The organism is Erwinia billingiae Eb661 (assembly GCF_000196615.1).
Taxonomy (GTDB): Bacteria; Pseudomonadota; Gammaproteobacteria; order Enterobacterales; family Enterobacteriaceae; genus Erwinia; species Erwinia billingiae.
In genome coordinates, this window is the sequence record NC_014306.1 from 2683508 (window position 1) to 2704570 (window position 21063).

General features: G+C 53.5%; 21 protein-coding genes, 2 pseudogenes and 1 other annotated feature. Of the genes and pseudogenes, 13 read left to right on the top strand and 10 right to left on the bottom strand.

The window, feature by feature from the left end; all coding sequences use genetic code 11:
• Positions 1–11: 11 nt before the first annotated feature.
• Positions 12–959 carry a 23S rRNA pseudouridine(2605) synthase RluB gene (rluB, locus tag EBC_RS13625; protein ID WP_013202391.1) on the bottom strand — a complete coding sequence of 316 codons (948 nt, stop codon included), beginning with the start codon at positions 957–959 and terminating at the stop codon, positions 12–14.
• A gap of 927 nt (positions 960–1886) precedes the next feature.
• On the opposite strand from rluB, the gene EBC_RS13630 reads away from it, so the two are divergent.
• Complete coding sequence (locus EBC_RS13630; RefSeq protein ID WP_013202392.1) at positions 1887–2501, top strand: serine protease family protein; 615 nt, start codon at positions 1887–1889, stop codon at positions 2499–2501.
• A 98-nt stretch (positions 2502–2599) separates the two neighbouring features.
• Here the strand turns inward: EBC_RS13630 and EBC_RS13635 are convergent, their stop codons facing one another.
• Positions 2600–3220 (bottom strand): L-threonylcarbamoyladenylate synthase, encoded by a 621-nt coding sequence (locus EBC_RS13635; protein ID WP_013202393.1) that lies wholly within the window; start codon positions 3218–3220, stop codon positions 2600–2602.
• A 33-nt stretch (positions 3221–3253) separates the two neighbouring features.
• On the bottom strand, positions 3254–4165 hold the full coding sequence (rnm, locus tag EBC_RS13640; RefSeq protein WP_013202394.1) for an RNase RNM: 912 nt from the start codon (positions 4163–4165) through the stop codon (positions 3254–3256).
• A 122-nt stretch (positions 4166–4287) separates the two neighbouring features.
• Positions 4288–4387: a sequence feature (Trp leader region), on the top strand.
• A 25-nt stretch (positions 4388–4412) separates the two neighbouring features.
• Between rnm and EBC_RS13645 the strand changes: the two are divergent.
• The 6 genes and pseudogenes from EBC_RS13645 to EBC_RS13675 all read left to right on the top strand — a co-directional run bounded on the left by EBC_RS13645 (position 4413) and on the right by EBC_RS13675 (position 11451).
• A pseudogene (locus EBC_RS13645) lies at positions 4413–5976 on the top strand (anthranilate synthase component 1).
• Positions 5976–7568 (top strand): annotated as a pseudogene (trpD, locus tag EBC_RS26160) (bifunctional anthranilate synthase glutamate amidotransferase component TrpG/anthranilate phosphoribosyltransferase TrpD). Before EBC_RS13645 ends, trpD begins: the two co-directional pseudogenes overlap by 1 nt.
• A 2-nt stretch (positions 7569–7570) precedes the next feature.
• On the top strand, positions 7571–8932 hold the full coding sequence (gene trpCF, locus EBC_RS13660; protein WP_013202399.1) for a bifunctional indole-3-glycerol-phosphate synthase TrpC/phosphoribosylanthranilate isomerase TrpF: 1362 nt from the start codon (positions 7571–7573) through the stop codon (positions 8930–8932).
• A gap of 50 nt (positions 8933–8982) precedes the next feature.
• Positions 8983–10173 (top strand): tryptophan synthase subunit beta, encoded by a 1191-nt coding sequence (trpB, locus tag EBC_RS13665; protein ID WP_013202400.1) that lies wholly within the window; start codon positions 8983–8985, stop codon positions 10171–10173.
• On the top strand, positions 10173–10979 hold the full coding sequence (gene trpA, locus EBC_RS13670; RefSeq protein WP_013202401.1) for a tryptophan synthase subunit alpha: 807 nt from the start codon (positions 10173–10175) through the stop codon (positions 10977–10979). The genes trpB and trpA overlap by 1 nt, the downstream gene beginning before the upstream one ends.
• Before the next feature lie 157 nt (positions 10980–11136).
• Entirely contained in the window at positions 11137–11451 is a 315-nt protein-coding gene (locus EBC_RS13675) for a BON domain-containing protein (RefSeq protein WP_013202402.1), read from the top strand.
• Between the two features lie 60 nt (positions 11452–11511).
• Here the strand turns inward: EBC_RS13675 and ompW are convergent, their stop codons facing one another.
• The gene (gene ompW / locus EBC_RS13680) at positions 11512–12144 is read right to left on the bottom strand and encodes an outer membrane protein OmpW (protein ID WP_013202403.1); all 633 of its coding nucleotides are present in this window, start codon (positions 12142–12144) and stop codon (positions 11512–11514) included.
• A 339-nt stretch (positions 12145–12483) separates the two neighbouring features.
• Here ompW and EBC_RS13685 point away from each other — a divergent pair, with 339 nt between their 5' ends.
• From EBC_RS13685 to yciA, 3 genes are all read left to right on the top strand, one after another.
• The gene (locus EBC_RS13685; RefSeq protein ID WP_013202404.1) at positions 12484–13221 is read left to right on the top strand and encodes a YciC family protein; all 738 of its coding nucleotides are present in this window, start codon (positions 12484–12486) and stop codon (positions 13219–13221) included.
• A 67-nt stretch (positions 13222–13288) separates the two neighbouring features.
• Positions 13289–13825, top strand: coding sequence for a septation protein A (locus EBC_RS13690; RefSeq protein ID WP_013202405.1), 537 nt, complete (start codon positions 13289–13291; stop codon positions 13823–13825).
• 57 nt (positions 13826–13882) lie between these two features.
• Entirely contained in the window at positions 13883–14314 is a 432-nt protein-coding gene (gene yciA, locus EBC_RS13695; RefSeq protein ID WP_013202406.1) for an acyl-CoA thioester hydrolase YciA, read from the top strand.
• 57 nt (positions 14315–14371) lie between these two features.
• On the opposite strand, the gene tonB is transcribed toward yciA, so the two are convergent.
• On the bottom strand, positions 14372–15112 hold the full coding sequence (gene tonB, locus EBC_RS13700) for a TonB system transport protein TonB (protein WP_013202407.1): 741 nt from the start codon (positions 15110–15112) through the stop codon (positions 14372–14374).
• A gap of 205 nt (positions 15113–15317) precedes the next feature.
• Between tonB and EBC_RS13705 the strand changes: the two genes are divergently transcribed.
• On the top strand, positions 15318–15614 hold the full coding sequence (locus tag EBC_RS13705; protein WP_013202408.1) for a YciI family protein: 297 nt from the start codon (positions 15318–15320) through the stop codon (positions 15612–15614).
• Between the two features lie 305 nt (positions 15615–15919).
• Here the strand turns inward: EBC_RS13705 and EBC_RS13710 are convergent, their stop codons facing one another.
• The 3 genes from EBC_RS13710 to EBC_RS25790 form a co-directional block, all read right to left on the bottom strand.
• Positions 15920–16201, bottom strand: a complete 282-nt coding sequence (locus EBC_RS13710; RefSeq protein WP_041692020.1) for a hypothetical protein — start codon at positions 16199–16201, stop codon at positions 15920–15922.
• A gap of 311 nt (positions 16202–16512) precedes the next feature.
• Entirely contained in the window at positions 16513–16665 is a 153-nt protein-coding gene (gene ymcF, locus EBC_RS26400; RefSeq protein WP_105759746.1) for a cold shock small protein YmcF, read from the bottom strand.
• A gap of 159 nt (positions 16666–16824) precedes the next feature.
• Positions 16825–16998, bottom strand: a complete 174-nt coding sequence (locus tag EBC_RS25790; RefSeq protein WP_134824267.1) for a YciY family protein — start codon at positions 16996–16998, stop codon at positions 16825–16827.
• Between the two features lie 150 nt (positions 16999–17148).
• On the opposite strand from EBC_RS25790, the gene cls reads away from it, so the two are divergent.
• Entirely contained in the window at positions 17149–18609 is a 1461-nt protein-coding gene (gene cls / locus EBC_RS13715) for a cardiolipin synthase (RefSeq protein WP_013202410.1), read from the top strand.
• A gap of 47 nt (positions 18610–18656) precedes the next feature.
• The gene (locus tag EBC_RS13720; RefSeq protein WP_041692021.1) at positions 18657–18980 is read left to right on the top strand and encodes an HI1450 family dsDNA-mimic protein; all 324 of its coding nucleotides are present in this window, start codon (positions 18657–18659) and stop codon (positions 18978–18980) included.
• Positions 18981–19038: 58 nt separating this feature from the next.
• Here the strand turns inward: EBC_RS13720 and oppF are convergent, their stop codons facing one another.
• Together oppF and oppD are read right to left on the bottom strand one after the other, a co-directional pair.
• Positions 19039–20040, bottom strand: coding sequence for a murein tripeptide/oligopeptide ABC transporter ATP binding protein OppF (gene oppF / locus EBC_RS13725; RefSeq protein ID WP_013202412.1), 1002 nt, complete (start codon positions 20038–20040; stop codon positions 19039–19041).
• Positions 20037–21053, bottom strand: coding sequence for an ABC transporter ATP-binding protein (gene oppD, locus EBC_RS13730; RefSeq protein ID WP_013202413.1), 1017 nt, complete (start codon positions 21051–21053; stop codon positions 20037–20039). The genes oppF and oppD overlap by 4 nt, the downstream gene beginning before the upstream one ends.
• Between the last annotated feature and the right edge of the window lie 10 nt (positions 21054–21063).

Sequence of the window (21063 nt, forward strand, 5' to 3'; positions counted from 1 at the left end):
GTTACCGGCGTTTAACCCCGTTTAGCGGACGGTTTGCCTGAGGTACGCGCTGAAGATTTGCCTGCGGGTTTAGCCGCAGCCGCTTTACCGGATGCTTTGCCCGAAGGGCGACGGCTACCCGGCGCAACCTGCGAGTGGCGCTTAACCGCACGGCGGATCTGGTTGGCTTTGGTGCGACGGCGATCTTTTTCTACCGCAACTTTACTGGTGATTTCTGGCGGCAAGTCGACCAGTTCACGCAGATAGTTGGTTGGAGCCAGCTCCAGCTCAGTCCAGCCGCCACGTGGCAAGCCTTTCGGTAACTGGATGTCGCCGTAACGGGTACGGATCAGACGGCTAACCTGCACGCCGACGGATTCCCACAGACGACGCACTTCGCGGTTACGGCCTTCGGTCAGGGTCACGGTGTACCACTGGTTGATGCCTTCACCGCCGGTGAATTTCAGGGTTTTGAAAGAGGCCGGGCCATCTTCCAGCTGAACGCCACGGCTCAGCTGACGGATTTTATCATCATCAATGGCGCCGAATACGCGCACGGCATATTCCCTTTCAACTTCACGGCTTGGGTGCATCAGACGGTTGGCCAGTTCACCATCAGTGGTAAACAGCAGCAGACCGCAGGTGTTCACATCCAGACGGCCAACGGCAATCCAGCGCGCGCCGCGCAGTTTGGGTAAACGGTCAAATACGGTAGGACGCCCTTCAGGATCGTTACGCGTGCAAAGCTCGCCTTCTGGCTTGTAGTACGCCAGTACACGACAAACTTCTGCGGTGGATTCTGCTACGGAGACCAGATGGCCATCAACGCGGATCTTAATAGAAGGGCTGGAGTCCACGCGGTCACCCAGCGTGGCGAGTTTGCCGTCCACGCTGACGCGTCCGGCAGAAATCATGGTTTCAATTTCGCGGCGGGAACCGTGTCCGGCGCGTGCTAATACTTTCTGTAATTTTTCGCTCATGGCGCTAACCTCTGTGTCGCCTTCCCAGGCGTCATGCTATTCAAGTGGCCCGTGACAGCAGCAGAGGTTGCTGTGCCGCGCCCTGCGCGATGCACACCACCGATCCTCTGCCCTTTTTCAGGGGAAGCGCATTCTACACTAAGTTGACTTCTATTGATAACGGTATGCGCGTGTTTCAACACCCTCGCAGATACATCAGTTTCACCGCAACGAAACAGGCCGTTTTACCGTCGCGGCGACAACGCAATCAGCCATTACCGCCGGACAGACTCATTTGTCTGACTTAACAGAGGCTTGCCACAAACCCGCTGTCACGCTAATGATTTCATTGGAAAAAATAACCAATGTTACTAACCTGTTAAATAATATTAGATGGATTTCGCCGATAATAATGATCCTTGTCATTAAGCCTTAACGCCCGCCAGCGCTCGTTTTCGCATGAAGATAAAGCCAAATAGACCATCATGTAGCTGACTCAACCAGCTTTAAAAGTATCGATAGCTGTTAACACCACTTTTAAATGCAACAATAGCAGATTGTTCTGTCGTAATTAAAATGCACCTTGATATAAGTCAGGTTAAATCAAAATATTCAGACCAATTATATAGAAGGTTGAGTTAAATCTTGATCATCACTATTTTTAACTCTGCCGTGCATTTATTATATTTGCGGCATTAATAAGTTTGTGTAGAATTCACTGAAGCAATTCGGTAATGAATTAACTGGATTGTTAAATAAATATTATAATTTAGTTTAAGTACGTAAAATTTAAAACATAAGACTTATTGCTAGTTTATTAATAAAAGAGGAGCCCGACTCCTCAAAAAAATACGCTGAACTTGTGTCAGCATCGGCATTACACGTCATCTATCTTCACCAGGGATTTACTGACGTGTCCGACTAAGTGTGATCATCATGAAAACTATAATGACCCTTCCGGCATTAGCTGTGCTAATGCTGACCGGCTGCTCTGTCGGTAAATATGAGTACAGCAGTGAAGCCATGAAACGTGTCGATATGAACTTTACCGGGATCCCCACCATCCTGGGCATCGGCGCGCTTGGCACCAGCATCCCCATCACCCCTGAGTACAGTCTCACCGCGGCCCACGTGGCGAAGCTTTCTGTAGAAAAAGTAAAGGCCTACCATCCCTATTGCGACCTCGCGATTATTTATCATAAGAACGATCTTAAATCCTTACCCAAATTCCGTAATGGCGAAATTGGCGACCCGGTAAAGATGTACGGCTACAGCTTTATTAGCGCCATGCCGGTGGAATCGTCTGGGGTAAATCTGGCCCTGACTGGTATTCGTAATGAATGGAATAAACGCCCATGCGTGGCGATGGTTTCGAATGCGGGCGTGGTAAAAGGGATGTCAGGCGGTGCCGTTTATAATCACGATGACACCATTGGCGGTGTGATCGTTGGCTTCACCAAAGAGATAAAACGCCACAAGAATTCAGCAGTTCCTCTTAAGGATGTCTCGCTTTATATTCCGTATGAAGACTTTAAGGACTGGCTGACCAAGTCGACGACTTAACGCAAATAAGATGGATTCACACATTTAACGGACGATTAAATGAAGCTTATTAAATCCGGGCCCACCGAAGAATAATTCCTTTGGTGAGCCCGCTAATATTATAAGAACGGCTGGACGTCGCCGACACCCTCACGCACAACTTCTGGCGTATTTTCGGTAAGGTCGATCACCGTGGTGGGATGCTGCCCAAGATAGCCGCCGTGAATAATCAAATCCACCAGCTTACCAATGCTGTCCTGAATGGCTTCCGGATCCGACTCGGTAAAGTCATTACCGGGTAACATCAACGACGTCGACATCATCGGCTCATTCAGTGCTTCCAGCAGCGCCAGCGCAATCGGATTCGACGGTACACGCAGTCCAATCGTCTTACGCTTGTCGTTCATTAAACGGCGTGGCACCTCTTTGGTCGCCTTCAGAATGAAGGTGTAGTTGCCTGGCGTATTGTTTTTGATCAGCCTGAAAGCGGTGTTGTCCACATGCGCATAGGTCGATAACTCAGACAGGTCGCGGCAAACCAGCGTGAAGTTGTGGTTACCATCCAGCTTCCTGATCTTACAAATCCGTTCCATCGCACTTTTATCTTCCAGCTTACATCCCAGCGCATACCCCGAATCCGTCGGGTAGACAATCACGCTGCCTTTATTCAGTAACTCAACGGCCTGCTTAATCAGTCTTGGCTGCGGGTTTTCCGGATGAATATAGAAAAATTGACTCATAACTAACCTCTTATCTGACGCACCGCAGAGAGATCACTCGGGTGCGATTTCCGGGAAGCGAAGCCAGACTGCTTCGACGCCACCCGGAAGCCATAATTTTTTTCCCAACTCGATCCACGGGCAAGGCTGATGGAAATCAGAGCCTTGCGAGGCCGCGAGTTGATAATCCTGTGCATAACGTGCCAGCTGCGTGCGCTCGTTCGGCGCCTGCTGACACTGAGCCACTTCCATCGCATCGCCGCCCTCTTCACTGAAGTGAGCGATCAGTCGCTTCAGCCACTTGGCAGAAAGCCCGTATCGACCTGGATGGGCCAGTACGGTGCGCCCGCCAGAATGATGAATGGCATCAATGGCTTGTTTAATTGTACACCACTGTGGCGGAGCGTAACCGGTTTTGCCGCGGGCCAGGTAGTTTTTGAAAACCTGCGCCATATTATCGGCCTTGCCCTGCGCAATCAGGAAGCGGGCAAAGTGTCCACGGGTGATGGCGCCACCTTCTGCCAGCGCCAGCGCGCCGGCCAGCGCATCGGGGATATGTGCTTTCTCTAAACGCTCAGCAATCAGTTCGGCTCTCGCCATGCGGCGTTCGGTTTGCTGCTGTAGAAATTCGGTCAGGATCGGGCTGGCGCAATCGACGCCCAGGCCGACAATATGAATCTCGTGGTTTTCCCACAGCGTCGAGACTTCCACCCCGGCCATTAACTTCAGTGGCAGCTGATGCTTAGCAATCGCCTCACGCGCGGGCTGCACACCGTCAATGGTGTCGTGGTCGGTAATTGCCAGCACGCCAACGCGATGCTCTACCGCCCGCAATACCAGCTCTTCAGGCGTAAGCAGCCCATCGGAAGCACGGGTGTGGCTGTGTAGATCATAAATTGGGTAGGGATTCAGCGGGGTTGGATCGGTCAAAACGGCTCCGGCGTTGGCGGATAAATGTCGCAGCATGATACCCAGAATTATCTGCGCGGGGAAAAAGAGTATTGACTTTTTTACCGCGAACCAGTTAACTAGTACGCAAGTTCACATGAAAGGGTATCGCAATCATGACTATGACACAGACGATGATGACTGGTTGGTGGCGCACTTCTCCCTGAATGGGCGAAGGAGTCATGCACGCAACCAGACGTTGTGCAGATACCCAGGCCCGCCAAAAGCGGGCCTTTTTTTTAGTAAAATGTAGAGAACAGACCTCATGCAAAATGCCAAACCTACAGTGAAGTTGATTACCGGCAACGCACCTTATCGCGAGGATCCGGCCGCCGTGTTTCATCAGTTGTGTGGTGCGCGCCCGGCTACGCTGCTGCTTGAGTCTGCTGACATCGACAGCAAAAAAAATCTGCAAAGCCTGCTGATCGTCGACAGCGCGCTGCGCATCAAGGCGCTGGGAAACAGCGTGACCGTTCAGGCGCTTTCAGAGAATGGCCGCGCCATCCTGCCTTTGCTTGATGCCGCACTGCCGGATTCGGTCATCAGCACCGTCCGCCCCGATGGGCGCGAACTGACCTTCCCGGCCAATACTGAAGTGCAGGATGAAGATTCCCGCCTGAAAGCCACCTCGGTGTTCGATGCGCTGCGTCTGATCCCGCAGCTGGTTAACAGCCCGGCTGAAGAGCGCAAAGCCGTGCTGTTAGGCGGTCTGTTCGCCTATGACCTGGTCGCCAGTTTTGAAGACCTGCCGGCGCTGGAGAACCAGCAACGCTGCCCGGATTACTGCTTTTATCTGGCCGAAACCCTGCTGGTGATTGACCATCAAAACCAGACGGCGCGCCTGCAGGCTTCTCTGTTTACGCCTGCCCCAACCGAGTTCTTACGTCTGCAAAGCCGTATCGAACAGTTACACGCTCAGATGTTGCAACCCGCTCACCCGCTGCCGGTTCAGCAGGTTGAAGAGATGGCGCTGAGCGTCAACCAGAGTGATGAAGAGTATTGCGCAGTGGTTCGCCAGATGCAGGACGCTATCCGCATCGGTGAAATTTTCCAGGGTGGTGCCTTCCCGCCGCTTCTCGCTGCCTTGCCCTTCTCCGCTGGCCGCTTATGACACGCTGAAAAACAGCAACCCAAGTCCTTATATGTTCTTTATGCAGGATCAGGACTTCAGTCTGTTCGGCGCGTCACCAGAAAGCTCGCTGAAATATGATGCCATCAGCCGTCAGATTGAAATCTATCCTATTGCCGGTACGCGCCCACGCGGTCGCCATGCGGATGGTTCCCTGAACCGCGATCTGGACAGCCGCATCGAGCTGGAAATGCGGACTGACCATAAAGAGCTGGCTGAGCATCTGATGCTGGTTGACCTGGCGCGTAACGACCTGGCCCGGATTTGTGAACCCGGCAGCCGCTACGTTGCCGACCTGACCAAAGTCGACCGCTACTCGTTTGTGATGCATCTGGTGTCACGCGTGGTGGGAACCCTGCGTGAAGATCTGGATGTGCTGCACGCTTACAGCGCCTGCATGAATATGGGCACGCTGAGCGGCGCGCCGAAAGTGCGTGCGATGCAGCTGATTGCCGGCGCGGAAGGCACCCGTCGCGGTAGCTACGGTGGCGCGGTGGGCTACTTCACCGCCAGCGGCGATCTGGATACCTGTATTGTTATCCGTTCAGCCTATGTGGAAGACGGCGTGGCAACGGTTCAAGCCGGCGCCGGCGTGGTTCTGGACTCTGTGCCTCAGGCTGAAGCCGATGAGAGCCGCAATAAAGCTCGCGCAGTGTTGCGCGCTATCGCAACCGCACATCACTGCAAGGAGATTTTCTGATGGCCGATATTCTGCTGCTCGACAATATTGACTCGTTTACTTACAACCTCGTCGACCAGTTACGCGCCTTTGGCCATAACGTGGTGATTTATCGGAACAACGTGCCTGCAGATACGCTGATTGAACGCCTGCAGAGCATGGAAAATCCGGTGCTGATGTTGTCACCGGGCCCTGGCGCGCCGTCTGAAGCGGGCTGCATGCCAGAAATGCTGACCCGCCTGCGCGGCCGCCTGCCGATTATCGGCATTTGTTTGGGTCATCAGGCGATTGTGGAGGCTTACGGCGGCCATGTGGGCCAGGCAGGCGAAATCCTGCACGGTAAGGCGTCGGCGATTGCGCATGACGATTGCGGCATGTTTGCCGGGTTGACCAACCCACTGCCCGTCGCCCGCTATCACTCGCTGGTCGGCAGTAACGTGCCAGAAGAGCTGACGGTTAACGCCACCTTTAACGGCATGGTGATGGCTGTTCGTCACGATAAGGACCGGGTTTGTGGCTTTCAGTTCCATCCGGAATCCATTCTCACCACGCAAGGCGCAATTTTGCTGGAACAAACACTCGCCTGGGCGCTGGCGTAAAACAAGGAGACACTGATGAACGCTATTCTTGAAAAACTTTACCAGGCCAACACCCTGACGCAGGCGGAAAGCCACCAGCTGTTTTCAGCGATTATTACCGGACAGCTGGAACCCACTCAGTTGGCCGCCGCGCTGATTGCGATGAAAGTCCGCGGCGAACGTCCGGAAGAAATTGCCGGTGCCGCAACCGCACTGCTGGAAGATGCGAAACCCTTCCCGCGCCCGGAGTATGCCTTTGCCGATATCGTCGGTACCGGTGGTGACGGCAGCAACAGCATTAATATTTCGACCGCCAGCGCCTTTGTGGCCGCGGCCTGCGGCCTGAAAGTCGCCAAGCACGGTAACCGCAGCGTCTCCAGCAAATCCGGTTCCTCTGATTTGCTGGCCGCTTTCGGCATCAGTCTGGATCTGCCGGCTGAGCAGGCTCGTCAGGCGCTGGATGATCTGAATGTCTGCTTCCTGTTTGCGCCGCAGTATCACACCGGCTTCCGCCATGCGATGCCGGTTCGCCAGCAGTTAAAGACCCGCACAATATTCAACGTGCTTGGTCCGCTGATTAACCCGGCGCGTCCGCCGCTGGCGGTGATTGGCGTTTACAGCCCTGAGCTGGTGCTGCCGATTGCGCAGACATTGAAAGTGTTAGGCTATCAGCGTGCTGCGGTGGTTCACGGCGGCGGCATGGATGAAGTGGCGTTGCACAGCGCAACCCACGTTGCAGAACTGCGCGAAGGCGAAATTACCAGCTACCAGCTGACGCCAGAAGACTTTGGTCTGAACAGCTATCCGCAGGAGGCGCTGGCAGGCGGAACGCCGGAAGAAAACCGTGACATTCTGACCCGATTACTCCAGGGTAAAGGCGAGCGCGCGCACGAAGAAGCGGTTGCCGCTAACGTCGCTCTGCTATTGAAAATTTTTGGTCATGAAGATTTACGTGAGAATGCTCAGCACGCGCTGCGCACCATACGGAGTGGTCAGGCTTACGAGCGCGTTGTCGCTCTGGCAGCAAGAGGATAATCATGCAGGAAACCGTACTGAATAAAATTGTGCAGGACAAAGCGGTCTGGTTGAGCGAACGCCAGCAACAGCAGCCGCTGTCCTCCTTTCAAAATGACGTCAAACCGTCCACCCGCAGCTTTTACCATGCGCTGCAGGGCGCCAGGACCGTTTTCATTCTTGAATGCAAAAAAGCCTCGCCGTCCAAAGGGCTGATCCGCGAAGACTTTGATCCTGCGACCATCGCCGGGATCTACAAGCACTACGCGTCTGCGGTTTCAGTACTGACCGACGAGAAATATTTCCAGGGAAGTTTTGATTTCCTGCCAATCGTCAGTGCCGCGATCACCCAACCGGTACTGTGCAAAGACTTTATGATCGATCCGTATCAGGTGTACCTGGCACGTTTCTATCAGGCAGATGCCATCTTACTGATGCTTTCAGTATTGAATGATGACCAGTACCGCCAGCTAGCGGCCGTGGCCCACAGCCTGAATATGGGCGTGCTGACGGAAGTGATCAGTGATGAAGAGCTTGAACGCGCTACCGCATTAGGCGCGAAAGTCATCGGCATCAACAACCGCGATTTGCGCGACCTGTCGATCGATCTGGACCGCACGCGTCGCCTCGCGCCTAAAGTGGCGCATGGCGTTACGGTGATCAGTGAATCCGGTATTAACCGTTATTCTCAGGTGCGCGACCTTAGCCACTTTGCTAACGGCTTCCTGATTGGCTCTGCCCTGATGTCCGAAGACGACCTCTCTGCTGCGATTCGCAGGGTGATGCTCGGTGACAACAAGGTCTGTGGGTTGACGCGTGAAGAAGATGCCCGCAGCGCGCATGAAGCCGGAGCCATTTACGGTGGGCTGATCTTCGCCGAAGGTTCTCCTCGTCAGGTTGATGTTGAGCAGGCCCGTCTGGTCATGGCTGGCGCACCGCTGAAGTACGTTGGCGTGTTCCGTAATAACACCGTCAGTGACATTGTCACTTATGCTAATGCGCTTAACCTGCAGGCGGTGCAACTGCACGGCGATGAAGACCAGACGTTTGTTGCCGCCTTGCGCGCCGAACTGCCTGAAACGGTGAAGATCTGGAAAGCCTTCAGCATCAAAGAATCGCTCCCTGCCCGTGACTGGCCACACATCGATCGTTACGTGTTGGATAACGGTAACGGCGGCAGCGGCAAACGCTTTGACTGGTCCCTGCTGCAGGGCGAATCGCTGAACAATGTGCTGCTTGCCGGTGGTCTGGGTGCAGACAACTGTGTTGAAGCCGCCCAGCTCGGCTGTGCCGGTCTTGATTTCAATTCCGGGGTGGAAAGTGCCCCTGGAATTAAAGATGCCTCGAAGATTGCCTCGGTGTTCCATACCCTGAAGGCGTACTGACCGTTGGGGCGGCGACAAACTGCGGCCCCTGTAACGATAAGAGAAGCGAAATGACCTTATTAAATCCCTATTTTGGTGAGTTTGGCGGCATGTATGTGCCGCAAATCCTGATGCCAGCCCTGAATCAGCTGGAAGAAGCCTTTGTCAGCGCCCAGCGCGACCCGGAATTTCAGGCTGAATTTACCGACCTGCTGAAAAACTATGCCGGTCGCCCTACCGCGCTGACGCTGTGTAAGAACCTTACCGCGGGCACCAAAACCCGTTTATACCTGAAACGTGAAGATTTGCTGCACGGTGGCGCGCACAAGACCAACCAGGTTTTGGGACAGGCGTTGCTGGCCAAGCGCATGGGCAAAACCGAAATCATCGCGGAGACCGGCGCCGGACAGCACGGCGTTGCTTCCGCCTTAGCCAGTGCGTTACTTGGTCTGAAATGCCGCATTTATATGGGCGCCAAGGACATCGAACGTCAGTCGCCTAACGTCTTCAGAATGCGTCTGATGGGTGCAGAAGTGATCCCGGTACACAGCGGTTCGTCAACGCTGAAAGATGCCTGTAATGAGGCGCTGCGCGACTGGTCCGGCAGCTATGATACCGCACACTATATGCTTGGCACCGCTGCAGGCCCGCACCCGTTCCCCACTATCGTTCGCGAATTCCAGCGCATGATTGGTGAAGAGACTAAAGCGCAGATCCTCGATCGCGAAGGTCGCCTGCCGGATGCGGTGATCGCCTGTGTCGGTGGCGGCTCGAACGCTATCGGAATGTTTGCTGATTTCATCGATGACGCGTCGGTCGGCTTGATTGGTGTCGAGCCAGCCGGTCACGGTATTGAGTCTGGTGAGCACGGCGCGCCGTTAAAACATGGCCGCGTGGGCATCTACTTTGGCATGAAGTCGCCAATGATGCAGACCGAGGATGGACAGATTGAAGAGTCCTACTCCATTTCTGCAGGCCTCGACTTCCCTTCAGTCGGCCCGCAGCACGCCTATCTGAACAGCATTGGTCGTGCGGAATATGTTTCGATTACCGATGATGAAGCGATGGATGCCTTTAAAATCCTCTGTCGCAGCGAAGGTATCATCCCGGCGCTGGAATCTTCCCACGCCCTTGCCCACGCCTTGAAAATGATGCGTGACGCGCCAGAGAAAGAACAGCTTCTGGTGGTAAATCTTTCCGGACGCGGCGATAAAGATATCTTCACCGTTCATGACATTCTGACCGCTAAGGGAGAAATTTAATGGAGCGTTACGACCTGCTTTTTAAACGCCTTGCTGAGAAGAAAGAAGGTGCGTTTGTCCCTTTCGTGACGCTGGGCGATCCCACGCCGGAACTCTCCCTGCAGATCATTGATGCGCTGGTAGAAGGCGGCGCAGATGCGCTGGAGTTAGGCATCCCATTCTCGGATCCGCTGGCGGATGGACCCACGATTCAAGGTGCAGCCCTGCGTGCCTTCGCGGCCGGCGTGACACCGTCACAATGCTTTGAAATGCTGAAAACCATTCGCCAGAAATATCCGGAGATCCCGATTGGTCTGTTGATGTACGCCAACCTGGTGTTCTCCAACGGCATCGATAACTTCTATGCGCGTTGCGAAGAAGTGGGTGTGGATTCGGTGCTGGTCGCCGACGTGCCGATTGAAGAGTCTGCTCCGTTCCGTCAGTCAGCCATGCGTCACAACGTAGCACCGATCTTTATCTGTCCGCCTAACGCCAGTGATGACCTGCTGCGTGAGATTGCTTCTCATGGCCGTGGCTACACCTACCTGCTGTCCCGTGCGGGCGTAACCGGCACGGAAAGCCGTGGCGTCAGCCATTCGCTGCAGCATCTGGTGGATAAACTGCACGAGTATCATGCCGCTCCTCCCATTCAGGGCTTTGGTATCTCTGAGCCAGGCCAGGTCACAGAGGCGCTGCAGGCCGGTGCCGCCGGTGCTATCTCGGGTTCTGCCGTGGTGAAGATCATCGAGAAAAACCATGCCAACCCACCGGTGATGCTGGCTGAACTGAAGGCTTTCGTCAGCTCGCTGAAAGCGGCCACGCGTTAATTTGCCTTAAATGCCTTATCCGTCCGGGTAAGGCATTATTTTTTCACTCTTTATTACATCCTGCGCTGGAAATATTCCGGACTCTGGCTAAGCTTCTGAGACAGAGAGATTCTGTACACACGGCTTAAGCCAAATAGTGAATGACAGGGAGATTACAATGAAGTTGTTTAAAGTCCTGACGGGTATGGTTATTGCGGCTGTTGTCGCTATCACAGTCAGCGCCTGTGCGCCTACGCCAACGAAAGAAGGCACCGGCGGTTACCTCGATGACACCGTGATTACCACTAAAGTGAAATCCGAACTGCTTAATGCTAAAGACCTGAAATCTACTGAGATCAACGTAGAAACCTTTAAGGGTCGCGTACAGCTGAGCGGCTTCGTTTCCAGCTCAGCAGCAGCTAACCGTGCGGTGCAGGTGACCCGTACTGTTAAAGGCGTTACCGCTGTAACCAACAATATGCAGATTAAGTAATTTTTGTCTGCTGAAAACAAAAGGCGCTGATTAGCGCCTTTTTTCATTTTGAGCAGCAGATTAGAAACGGTAGCCCGCACCGAAGAAGAACACCACCGGGTTGATGCGCGTATCGATGCTCTGATGGCCGGCAGGGGAATCAAAGCCGACTTTGGTGTCGATGTCCATGTACCACACCGACGCATTCAGCATCCAGTCCGGGGTCAGCTGATAATCCAGGCCCACCTGACCGGCGAGTCCCCACGAGTTTTTCACGCTCAGATTACTTAATCCTGCGTCACGACCTGTCTGGTTGAAATCGTTATCATAGAACATAGTGTAGTTAACACCGATGCCCATATACGGCTGTACTTTGCTGGTATTGCCCATGAAATACCATTGTGCCATCAGCGTTGGCGGCAGCTGATGAACGGTAGCCAGCGTCCCGGTAGCACCCAGGCCGACCTTATGGCGGAACGGCGTCGCGCCAAGCAGTTCAATACCAATGTTGTCGGTCGCCATATAGGTAAACGTCAACCCAAGCTGGGTATTATTACTGACGTCGAATTCTCCGAGGCCAAGCACGTTATCCGATCCACCGGTAGGTCGAACCGTGGCAGAGCCTGCACGCATAAAGAAATCCCCTGCCTGATGAGCAGAAGCCGCCACGGGCAGTAATGCCACCACCGCCAGAACCAACGCTTTCACTTTCATATCCACTCCTTTGCAAAAAAATACGCTATCGCGCAATCGTTGTTTTTATTGGCGACAGTTTTACGTTAATTTTTGCAAAGATCACCCAAATCAATTCTTTCAAAGTCCTTAAAAAACATAGAGTTGATTTAGATCAATTTTCTGGCTTTATTCAACACCGCGTCGCCAGTCTTTCCCCTCTGCGGGTCAAATCACGGTAAATTGGAGTGCGCTGAAAAATGCGCTTTACTGACCGCTAATACCTTCTTTAATCGAAAGTTATGTAAGTCAGGGTGCCAGGTTGCCCGCAGACCATGTACAATCGCCGGATCGCAATAATCGGCTGTTCAAGGAGTCTACATGTCATTCACGGCAGGTTCGTTATACCGTGACACGGGGAATTTTTTCCGCCATCAACTGGTTACCATCATTCTGATGGCACTGCTCACCTCTTTTATTACCGTGCTGATTGGTCATGCGCTCACGCCTGGCGCCGATCAGTTATCGATCCTGACCGACGGTGACAATGGTTCTGGCATGAGCCTGATCGAAATGGTGCAAAATATGTCGCCCGATCAGCAACGCGTCCTGCTGAAAGCCTCTGCGGCCGGCACCTTTGCCTCGCTGGTAGGCAACACTTTGCTGCTCGGCGGTATGCTCAGCCTGCTGCCGATGGTGTCAGCCGGTCAGCGCGTCAGTGCACTGCGTGCGATTGGTGCCTCTGCGCCGACGCTGCCACGCTTGCTGCTGCTGGTGTTCCTGATGACGCTGATTATTCAGCTTGGGTTTATGGCGCTGGTTGTACCCGGACTAATTCTGGCCGTGGTGCTGTCGCTGGCACCGGTGATCCTGTCAACAGAGAAGGTCGGTATCTTTGCCGCCATGCGGACCAGTACCCGTCTGGTATGGAGCCAGATGAAGGTGGTTGCTCCGGCGATTGCCGTCTGGCTGCTGGCTAAAGTGGTGGTGCTGTTCCTCGCCTCTTCACTGACCATCCTGCCGGCCAATGTCGCCTCGGTGGTACTGAACGCGCTCAGTAACCTTGTCTCAGCGATACTGATCATTTACCTCTATCGCCTGTATATGCTATTACGTTAATGGCCGCTGCGAGCTTCAGGGCTCGCAGTCGCTACGTAATTTCTAAGCCTGGTATCCGGAAGCCTTTATGAAGCAGTTACTCGATTTCCTTCCACTCGTGGTCTTTTTCATCTTCTATAAGCTGTACGATATTTTTGTCGCCTCAGGCGCCTTAATCGCCGCTACCGCGCTGACCTTAGTCATCAGTTGGGTGCTGTATCGCAAGCTGGAAAAAATGACCATTATCACTTTCGTGCTGGTTGCCGTGTTTGGCACCCTGACGCTGGTGTTCCATAACGATGAGTTCATCAAGTGGAAAGTGACCGTGATCTACACGTTATTTGCCGTTGCGTTGCTGTTCAGCCAGTTCTGGATGAAGCAGCCGTTGATCCAGAGCATGTTGGGTAAAGAGCTGACCCTGCCGTCTTTCGCCTGGAAAAAACTGAATATTGCCTGGGCGATTTTCTTCTTCGCCTGCGGTCTGGCAAATATCTACGTGGCGTTTTGGTTATCTCAGGAGTTTTGGGTTAATTTTAAAGTGTTCGGTCTGACCGGACTCACCCTGCTCTTTACCGTCGTCAGCGGTCTGTATATTTATCGTCTGATGCCACAAGAAGAAAAATAATCACAGAGCCCGGCAATCGTCCGGGCTTTTTGCCCTTTTTTACTGAGAAGCCTGACAATGAATGATGACAACAACAGAGTGCCGCAGGGCGAGATGGTGCTGCGTACGCTAGCCATGCCTGCAGATACCAACGCCAATGGCGATATCTTTGGTGGCTGGCTGATGTCACAAATGGATATGGGTGGTGCGATCCTGGCGAAAGAGATTGCCGGTGGTCGCGTGGTGACCGTGCGGGCCGATGGCATGACCTTTCTGAAGCCGGTTGCCGTTGGCGATGTGGTGAGCTGTCACGCACGTTGCATCCGCACCGGCACCAGCTCGATCACCATCAATATCGAAGTGTGGATCAAGAAAGTCTCTTCTGAACCCATTGGTCAGCGCTACTGCACCACGGAAGCGGTATTTGTCTATGTTGCCGTTGATGGTGCCGGGAAATCGCGTCCGCTGCCTGAAGGGAAAAGCAACTTCAGCTACGTCGAACAGGGTTAAGGTTGTCGGGTTTACCTGTTGATCGGACAACAAAAAGGCGGGTCTCCCCGCCTTTTTCTATTCGATGCTGCTGCCGCCGTTAATCTTGAACACGATATTCATGGTCATGTCTTTGCCCGGCTTATTGGCTTCATAACGCCATTTCTTCATCGCCTGCTTCACTTCACGCTCAAACATATTGCGCGGCTCAGCCGACAGAATGCGAATGTTACCCACCTCACCAGAACTGTCTACGTCGAACTGCACACGCACCCGGCCTTCCATCCGCAGTGCAAAGGCACGTGCGGGATAGGCAGGCTTGCCAACGCTCAGGGCCTTAGGTCCGGTAGAAACCGCTGTGGATGGCGCTGGCGACGTTTTCGGCGCGGTTGAAGGCTTAGGCGCCACCGCCGTCTTCTCGTTGTTGAACGGCGAAGCCTGACGCGGTTCAGTGTGCGGCTTAACCTCTTTCTTCGGTTTTACCACTTCCTTCTTCACCGGTTTAGGCTTGGGCTTCGGCACCGGTTTAGGGATTGGCACCGGCTCAGGCTTCGGCGGTTCTGGTGCAGGTTCAGGCACCGGTTCTGGCTCGGGCTCTGCGACTGGCTCGGGCGCAGGTTGCGGTGCAGGCTGAGGTTCCGGCTGCACTTCAGGTGCGACCATGGAGACGCTAATCGGCTGAGACGCTTTGGGCACTTCAACAACCTGGTGAAAAGAAGCATAAAGGATCCCCCCAATCACCGCGGCATGCAGTCCTAATGAGAACAGCGTCGGCAGTGAAATACGGCGGGGTAAAGAATGTTCTGCAAGCGTCGTCATAATATTTCTGCTGTTAGTGTTGAAGCGCAATTGTAAATGCAAATAGCAATCAGTTTCAACAACCTCTCGGCTTTACCGCGGCGATTTAACAAGAAAAACGCACTGAGCTGCGCCTAATCAAGCCAGAGTGCGCTTTAGTTTGCAGATTGGTTAACGATCACTTAACGTGAGTGCCGACGATATTGACCTGACAGGAGTTGTAAACGTGCTCTATGTAATTTACGCGGAAGACAATGCTGATTCTCTCGAGAAGCGTACCGCTGTACGTCCTGCTCACCTTGCGCGTCTGCAACTATTGCAGGATGAAGGTCGGCTGATTGTGGCTGGCCCAATGCCAGTGGTGGACAGTAACGAGCCAGGCAAAGCGGGCTTTAGCGGCTCAACGGTTATTGCTGAGTTCCCGTCACTGGAAGAGGCGCAGTCCTGGGCGCAGGATGACCCTTATATCGCCGCAGGCGTGTATAAGCAGGTTGCGGTGAAGCCTTTCAAACGCGTGTTCTGATTACGCGGATAAATTATGATATTCAATCGGTTGTGATGATTGAATAGAGCCAGAAAATCCAATCGGTACACATCTAAGTACCCACCGTTTTTCTGGCTCATCATTTCATATTCACGTTTATATCGTCAGCCGGCGCATCAGTGACGGGCAATGAAAGGGCTGATAATTGACCTATGAATAGGGCTGCGGTGGGTTAGCGGGTTCGATGGCATATTGGGGAGAGCAGACGGAATGGGCGCTCTTGCCGGGGGCTAAACGTGGTGGAGTCGCATTTGCATTTCTACGGTTTCAACAACCTGGTGCCTTCATTCATTCACCCTCTCCACTTGTCGGAGTTGCGTATGAAGTTTGTCCTGGCCACTGAGGGGCATTAAACGCCGGCTGAAAATGCCCGCACGCATAATATTTCTCCCTTCCGTTGTTAGAAGTCCTGACTCACACTTCACGTACCAGGCGGGAGCGACCTCACCACTGATATCGCTTTTACTTGGGCCTAAAAAATTGATCAGTTCGACAATTTTACCTATGTTTTCTGAAACATTGGCGGAAATGATCATCGCCAACCCTCCGGGCTGCATCTTACTCATCAAACTCTCCACATCCCCAGGAACTTCTGTTTCGAAAAAATGCCGCAGCCATTATACGGGCCATTTTGATGATGAGAATAGGTATCATTACTTACATAATTAATGCCTGTGATCATGCCCTGATCCCTATCGATTTTTTCCCCTCTCTTGCTTACGTTCGGCTCTTATTGCGTAAAACGAATCAAGCTCTTTATGGGAGGTGGCCTAATTAACGTGGAGGGGTTATCACAGATGTAAAAATAAAAATGACATCGCAGAGCTGATTTGAGGGTTCTGCTCAGCGATGGTCGGCACGCATTATCTGTTCTGCATTATGAGACAGGCAATAAAGAGTAACTCACTGTCATTATGGATTTGCAGAAGATGCAGAGTGCGCCGTGGGGATTCTTGCTGGTGACATTGTGCATGGAGAAACGAAACTGGCTGCCGCAACATGATGGGCATTGGTATTTTAACTTAGAGATAGAAACCTACTTTTTTTGCTTAAGAGACAACACCCTAACATCAAAACACGTTCTCGTCACCCCTTGTCACCGAGTTGAAGCCGACAAACGCCTATTTAATGACGCGCCTGGTGTTTGCCGGGTACATTACCTGGAAAGCGATCGTCCCGGCAAATTATTTCAAGGGATCTGGGTAATGAAAAGAATAGACCGGCGTTGTTGCTGGCTCACCTGGTGGCGGATGAGATGCATCCGGCCATATCTGCGGGATTGCCCTTCCAGCCAGCGTGCTCTGCGCCGCTGAATCTGCCGTGACATGCGCCAGCGTGCAACTTCATTTCTACTCCGTCTCATCTTGCCCTCTTCACTTGAAAAACTCGCGCCGCATTATAGACCTTTCTTAATGCCCGCCAGGTCCGATGACTTTAAAAAGGAAAAGGTTTCGCCTGCTGTCATCAACACGTAAACTCCCTCTATTCAAGCGTGAACAGGACTTCCACTTACATGACGACATTTTATTCAGTACTCAGCTGGCTGCTGGTATTTGGCTACTGGCTGCTGATCGCCGGGGTTACGCTACGTATCCTGATGAAGCGCCGCGCCGTACCGTCTGCCATGGCCTGGCTACTGATTATTTATATTCTGCCGCTTGTAGGGATCATCGCCTATCTGTCGTTCGGTGAGCTGCATCTGGGTAAACGCCGCGCCGAGCGCGCCCGCACCATGTGGCCGTCAACCGCCCGGTGGCTGAATGATTTAAAGTCCTGTCACCACATCTTCTCGCATGAAAACAGCGATGTGGCGCGTTCCCTGTTCCAGCTGTGTGAAAATCGTCAGGGCATTGCCGGCGTGAAAGGCAATCAGCTGCAGCTGCTCACGTCTACCGATGAAACGCTTAAGGCGTTAGTGCGTGATATCCAGTTGGCACGCCATAATATCGAGATGGTGTTCTATATCTGGCAGCCAGGCGGCTTGGCCGATGAGGTTGCAGAATGCCTGATGGCCGCAGCGCGTCGTGGCGTGCATTGCCGACTGATGCTGGATTCAGCCGGTAGCGTGCAGTTCTTCCGTAGCCCGTGGGCGGCAATGATGCGCAATGCCGGTGTGGATGTGGTGGAGTCACTTAAGGTCAGCCTGTGGCGCGTGTTTTTACGCCGCATGGATCTGCGTCAGCACCGCAAAATCGTGCTAATTGATAATTACATCGCGTATACCGGCAGTATGAACCTGGTCGATCCGCGTTACTTTAAGCAGGATGCCGGCGTAGGTCAGTGGATCGATTTGATGGCCCGTATGGAAGGTCCCGTTGCCACCGCCATGGGCATCATCTACTCCTGTGACTGGGAGATTGAGACCGGTAAACGCATATTGCCGCCACCGCCCGACGGCAACATCATGCCGTTTGAAGAGGAAAGCGGTCATACCATCCAGGTGATCGCTTCCGGGCCCGGCTTCCCGGAAGACCTGATCCATCAGGCATTGCTCACCGCGGTGTATGCCGCCCGTGAGCAGCTGATTATGACCACGCCCTACTTTGTACCCAGCGATGATTTGCTGCATGCCATCTGCACCGCCGCTCTGCGCGGCGTCGACGTCAGCATTATTGTGCCGCGCCATAACGATTCAATGCTGGTTGGCTGGGCGAGCCGGGCCTTTTTTGCCGAGCTGCTGGCCGCCGGCGTGAAGATTTACCAGTTTGAAGACGGTCTGCTGCATACCAAGAGCGTGCTGGTCGATGGTCAGCTCAGTCTGGTGGGCACGGTGAATCTCGATATGCGCAGCCTGTGGCTGAATTTTGAAATCACTATGGTGATTGACGATGATGGTTTTGGTGGCGATCTGGCCCGCGTACAGGACGATTATATCGCCCGATCGCGGCTGGTTGATGGCCAGCGTTGGTCAAGACGTGCCTACTGGCAGCGTATTGTTGAACGACTGTTTTACTTCTTTAGTCCGTTGCTGTAAAACGAGCGGAATTGCACAGCGCCCGCAGGGGCATTATGGGAAATGTTATGGATTTAAATAACCGCCTTACCGAAGATGAAACCCTTGAACAGGCCTACGATATTTTCCTGGAGCTGGCGGGTGATAATCTTGATCCAGCCGATATCATTTTGTTCAATCTTCAGTTTGAAGAGCGTGGCGGCGCCGAACTCTTCGATCCTTCAGAAGACTGGTCTGAGCATGTGGATTATGATCTGAACCCGGACTTCTTCTGTGAAGTGGTGATTGGTCTGGGCGATGCTGATGGCGAGCCGATCAATGATGTCTTTGCCCGCGTGCTGCTGTGCCGTGAGAAAGACAACAAGCTGTGCCATATCCTGTGGCGTGAATAATTTTTTCAGCGCAGAGAGTTAAAAGGCCGGGCAAATTGCCCGGCCTTTTTCGTTTGGCTTACAGCGGATCGACCTTCAGACAGGATACCGCATGATGGAAGCTTCCCTCCAGCAACGGACGGGTTATCGCGCATTCCGGTCCGGCAATCGGGCAGCGCGTTCTGAATACGCAGCCTGACGGCGGATTGATTGGCGAAGGCAGTTCCCCTTCCAGCAGCTGAATCACCTTGTTTTTTTCCAGGTCCGGATCGGGGATCGGCACGGCTGACATCAAGGCTCTGGTGTAAGGATGCTGTGGATTCTGATACACCTCTTTATAAGTACCCAGCTCCACCGCATGGCCCAGATACATCACCAGAACGCGGTCGGAAATATGCTTGACTACCGCCAGGTCATGCGCGATGAAAATCAGTGACAGGCCCATTTCACGCTGCAGTTTCTGCAACAGATTGACCACCTGCGCTTGAATCGACACGTCCAGCGCAGAAACCGGTTCATCACAGATGATCAGTTTTGGCTCGAGGATCAATGCACGGGCAATACCGATTCGCTGACACTGGCCGCCGGAGAATTCATGGGGATAACGGTTGATCAGGTTTGGCAGCAGGCCCACCTTCATCATCATCGTTTTTACCCGCTCCTTCACTTCCTGGCGCGGCATTTTAGGATGGTAGGTGCGCAATGGCTCAGCGATGATATCGCCAATGTTCATGCGTGGATTCAGTGAAGCCAGCGGATCCTGGAAAATCATCTGGATATCGCTGCGCGCTCTGCGCCACTCTTCTTCACACTGCCCCAGCAGATCGCGACCCAGCCAGGCAACGCGCCCTTCGGTAGCCTTGACCAGTCCGATGATGGCGCGCGCCAGCGTCGACTTGCCGCAACCGGATTCACCGACCACGCCTAACGTCTCACCTTCGTAGAGGCGCAGGCTGACACCATCAACGGCTTTCAGGGTTTTTGACGGTTGCCAGAACCACTGCTTACCGTCTTTGATATCAAAATGGACTTTGAGATCGGCAATTTCTAACAGAACTTTCTTTTCAGCTACCGCGCTCATACCAGCTCCTCCACGGGTTTAAAGCAGGCACGCAGGCGTCCTTCACCAAATGGCTCCAGCGGCGGCGCGGTGGAACAGATTTCCATCGCATGTTGGCAACGAGGCTGGAACGGACAGCCTTTTGGTAAACGCAGCAGGTTTGGTGGATTACCGGAGATGGTCACTAACGAGTCACCTTCCTCTGCATCCAGACGGGGCACCGCATTCAGTAAACCAATCGAGTAAGGATGCGTTGGCTGATAGAACACGTCACGTGCGGTGCCATATTCCATCGTTCTTCCGGCATACATCACCAGCACGCGGTCACAGATCCCGGCGACGACACCCAGATCGTGGGTGATCATAATGATGGCGGTATTGAATTCGCGTTTCAGATCGTTCAGCAGCGTCATGATCTGTGCCTGCACCGTCACATCCAGCGCGGTGGTCGGCTCATCTGCAATCAGCAGCTTCGGCTTGCACAGCAGCGCCATGGCAATCATTACGCGCTGGCGCATGCCGCCGGAGAATTCATGTGGATACATCTTCATTCGCTTGCGCGCTTCCGGCATTTTCACCGCATCCAGCATTCGCACTGACTCTTCGAAGGCCTGAGCACTGTTCATGCCCTTGTGCAGCTTCAGCACTTCCATCAGCTGTTCACCGACCTTCATATACGGGTTCAGTGAAGTCATCGGGTCCTGGAAGATCATCGCAATCTGCTCGGCACGCAGTCTGTTCAGCTTATTCTCTGGCAGATTGAGGATTTCATTGCCATTAAACAGCGCAGAGCCGCCAATACGGCCGTTGTTCGCCAACAGCCCCATCAGGGCAAAGGCCGTCTGGGATTTTCCGGAACCGGACTCACCCACGATGCCAAGGGTTTCACCGGCACGCAGATTGAAGTTCAAATCGTTCACGGCAGTGACATCACCGTCTGGCGTACCAAAGGTGACGCGCAGATCTTTTACGTCCAGCAGAAGGTCGGTTCCCGCTTTTTTTGCCATTGCTGGCTGCATTTCAATTACGCTCATCGGGAAACTC

Bases quoted from the DNA above. Each gene is read 5' to 3' on its own strand.
- EBC_RS13630 (WP_013202392.1), top strand. From the start codon at position 1,887: ATGACCCTTCCGGCATTAGCTGTGCTAATGCTGACCGGCTGCTCTGTC.
- trpA (WP_013202401.1), top strand. From the start codon at position 10,173: ATGGAGCGTTACGACCTGCTTTTTAAACGCCTTGCTGAGAAGAAAGAA.
- EBC_RS13685 (WP_013202404.1), top strand. From the start codon at position 12,484: ATGTCATTCACGGCAGGTTCGTTATACCGTGACACGGGGAATTTTTTC.
- EBC_RS13720 (WP_041692021.1), top strand. From the start codon at position 18,657: ATGGATTTAAATAACCGCCTTACCGAAGATGAAACCCTTGAACAGGCC.
- EBC_RS13675 (WP_013202402.1), top strand. From the start codon at position 11,137: ATGAAGTTGTTTAAAGTCCTGACGGGTATGGTTATTGCGGCTGTTGTC.
- oppF (WP_013202412.1), bottom strand. From the start codon at position 20,040: ATGAGCGCGGTAGCTGAAAAGAAAGTTCTGTTAGAAATTGCCGATCTC.
- trpB (WP_013202400.1), top strand. From the start codon at position 8,983: ATGACCTTATTAAATCCCTATTTTGGTGAGTTTGGCGGCATGTATGTG.
- oppD (WP_013202413.1), bottom strand. From the start codon at position 21,053: ATGAGCGTAATTGAAATGCAGCCAGCAATGGCAAAAAAAGCGGGAACC.
- EBC_RS13635 (WP_013202393.1), bottom strand. From the start codon at position 3,220: ATGAGTCAATTTTTCTATATTCATCCGGAAAACCCGCAGCCAAGACTG.
- EBC_RS13690 (WP_013202405.1), top strand. From the start codon at position 13,289: ATGAAGCAGTTACTCGATTTCCTTCCACTCGTGGTCTTTTTCATCTTC.
- yciA (WP_013202406.1), top strand. From the start codon at position 13,883: ATGAATGATGACAACAACAGAGTGCCGCAGGGCGAGATGGTGCTGCGT.
- trpCF (WP_013202399.1), top strand. From the start codon at position 7,571: ATGCAGGAAACCGTACTGAATAAAATTGTGCAGGACAAAGCGGTCTGG.
- EBC_RS25790 (WP_134824267.1), bottom strand. From the start codon at position 16,998: ATGAGACGGAGTAGAAATGAAGTTGCACGCTGGCGCATGTCACGGCAG.
- ompW (WP_013202403.1), bottom strand. From the start codon at position 12,144: ATGAAAGTGAAAGCGTTGGTTCTGGCGGTGGTGGCATTACTGCCCGTG.
- cls (WP_013202410.1), top strand. From the start codon at position 17,149: ATGACGACATTTTATTCAGTACTCAGCTGGCTGCTGGTATTTGGCTAC.
- EBC_RS13710 (WP_041692020.1), bottom strand. From the start codon at position 16,201: ATGAGTAAGATGCAGCCCGGAGGGTTGGCGATGATCATTTCCGCCAAT.
- rnm (WP_013202394.1), bottom strand. From the start codon at position 4,165: ATGCTGCGACATTTATCCGCCAACGCCGGAGCCGTTTTGACCGATCCA.
- rluB (WP_013202391.1), bottom strand. From the start codon at position 959: ATGAGCGAAAAATTACAGAAAGTATTAGCACGCGCCGGACACGGTTCC.
- tonB (WP_013202407.1), bottom strand. From the start codon at position 15,112: ATGACGACGCTTGCAGAACATTCTTTACCCCGCCGTATTTCACTGCCG.